The sequence below is a fragment of the Shewanella sp. MSW genome (assembly GCF_007636515.1).
GTDB classification, from domain to species: Bacteria; Pseudomonadota; Gammaproteobacteria; order Enterobacterales; family Shewanellaceae; genus Shewanella; species Shewanella indica.
The window spans coordinates 1-1,928 of the sequence record NZ_LVDR01000036.1 but is presented as its reverse complement, the minus strand read 5'-3'; the positions used below and the strand labels follow the sequence as shown (position 1 = coordinate 1,928).

Sequence of the window (1,928 nt, the reverse complement as noted above, 5' to 3'; positions counted from 1 at the left end):
ATCCATATGAATGGGCGTATCTATGACCCCACCATAGGACGTTTCTTGCAGGCCGATCCGCATATCCAAGCGCCAACCGATACACAAAGCTATAACCGTTATAGTTATGTTTTGAATAACCCGATGAGTTATACCGATCCGAGTGGGTTCTTCTTCGATAAACTCTGGAAGGCGATTAAGAAATATTGGCGAGTAATAGTAGCTGCAGTTGTTACTTATTTTACAGCAGGCGCAGCATCGGGTTGGGCGGCTAGCTGGGGGGTTGCTGCAGGGACTGCGGGAAATGCAATAGTTGCAGGAGGTATCACTGGTTTTATAGGTGGAGCTGTTGCTACTGGTAATTTACGAGGGGCATTATGGGGTGCATTTAGCGGGGCTGTATTTGGAGCTTTAGGAAACCAAATTCATGGAGCGGAGGGGACTTCTAATGCTTGGTCAACTGGGGAGCAGATGTTAGCTCATGGTTCAACAGGAGGAGTCATTAGTGTCTTACAAGGTGGAAAGTTTGGTCACGGGTTTATCTCTGCTGGAATCATGAAGGGGATTGGGAAAATTCAAACGAGTGCGTCTTTTGGTCGAGTAATGATTCAGACCGTAGCAGGTGGAACAGTATCCAAACTTACAGGAGGTAAGTTTGCAAATGGAGCGATAACATCTGCAATGCAATATGTAGTAAATGAAGTGGCAAATGTTTTAAAAAGTAGAACAGATGTCCTAGAACCTAAAAAACAGAAACCTGAGGTTGTATCTATTCAATCTAGAACTGTTTATTCTAAGTGGATAGGAGATCCGCCTCCAGGTTTAAAGGCTGGGCCTGAAGTAGCATGGAGGTTGGTTGATTCATCTGTATACACTGAATATGAGATTACATATGTAACTACTCAGGTTAAAACTACGCAGGATACAATATTTACACTATGGGAGGAAGATGCTTCTGGTAACGTGAGTGATTTTATAGGGCAACGGGTTACATCAGAAACGTTGAGAACCGATTTTAATGAGTCAGTACATATAAGGTCGATAGGTATAGTTGGTGTTACAAGGTTGCCGGAAGGGGCTAAAATTGTTGATTCACTTTGTATACAGAATAACATGCGGGGGTGCTAGTGAAAGTTCTAATAAGAATATTTTTATACATTTTTGTTGGAGTCGTTATAGGGTATTTTTTGTTTTATAAAGAAAATGTTGAGCCAGTAGGAAAACAATATGGAGTACTAAGAATTCCTATGTTAAGTGGCTGTCCCTTGAAGCCTGACGGGCTTCATGTGGAGGGGGTTGTTAAAGTAGAAGCAATAGACTTTAACTTAAAGGTTGATGGTGTTTTTTCATCTGGGTTTTGGAAAGTTTATCATACAGGTACACCAGTAGAAGCTCTACGGGGAGTTTATGGTTACATCGGGGAGTGTATACCTAGCATGAGTTCTGAGTACCTTGGTGAAGGGGTTTTTGAAAAGGATTTATCCCGTTATTTTGCAATGTCTAATGAATTTGATGTCTACGTTCATATTGATGGAGGGAAAGCTAAAGTGATCTATTTTAAAGAGTAGAAATACAAGATGAGGTGTGGGGTGGAATATGGTAAAAATGGGACACCCAGCATTAATGGTGCAGAGGTTAGCCTCCAACTATGCTTTGTTTACGCAAATGGGTGGAAGATATGAAGAACACGGAAAATAGGACCACACGGAAAACAGGAACGGAAAATAAACGGAAAACACACGGAAAACAAACGGAAAACAAACGTAAAACAAATGGAAAACGGAACGAAAACAGGACAGCCATATCTTTTTGAGAGGGTGTTCAAAATTCTGTGTCACGTTAAAAATCACAGAACGATGTGAGCATCCAGTCGTCCTTCAAAATGGATGGACAGCTGAGATAGCGTTAAATTCCAGTTTTGAATCGGGTGTGACCACCGCTCCTGAGCC

2 protein-coding genes are annotated in these 1,928 nt (G+C 41.7%); both read left to right on the top strand.

Annotated features, from left to right (window positions below):
• The coding region (locus AYI96_RS20175; protein WP_260853036.1) for an RHS repeat protein at positions 1-1,107 on the top strand (1,107 nt) is incomplete at its 5' end.
• Positions 1,107-1,547 carry a hypothetical protein gene (locus tag AYI96_RS20170; RefSeq protein ID WP_101095225.1) on the top strand — a complete coding sequence of 147 codons (441 nt, stop codon included), beginning with the start codon at positions 1,107-1,109 and terminating at the stop codon, positions 1,545-1,547. The genes AYI96_RS20175 and AYI96_RS20170, both read left to right, overlap by 1 nt.
• Positions 1,548-1,928 lie beyond the last annotated feature (381 nt).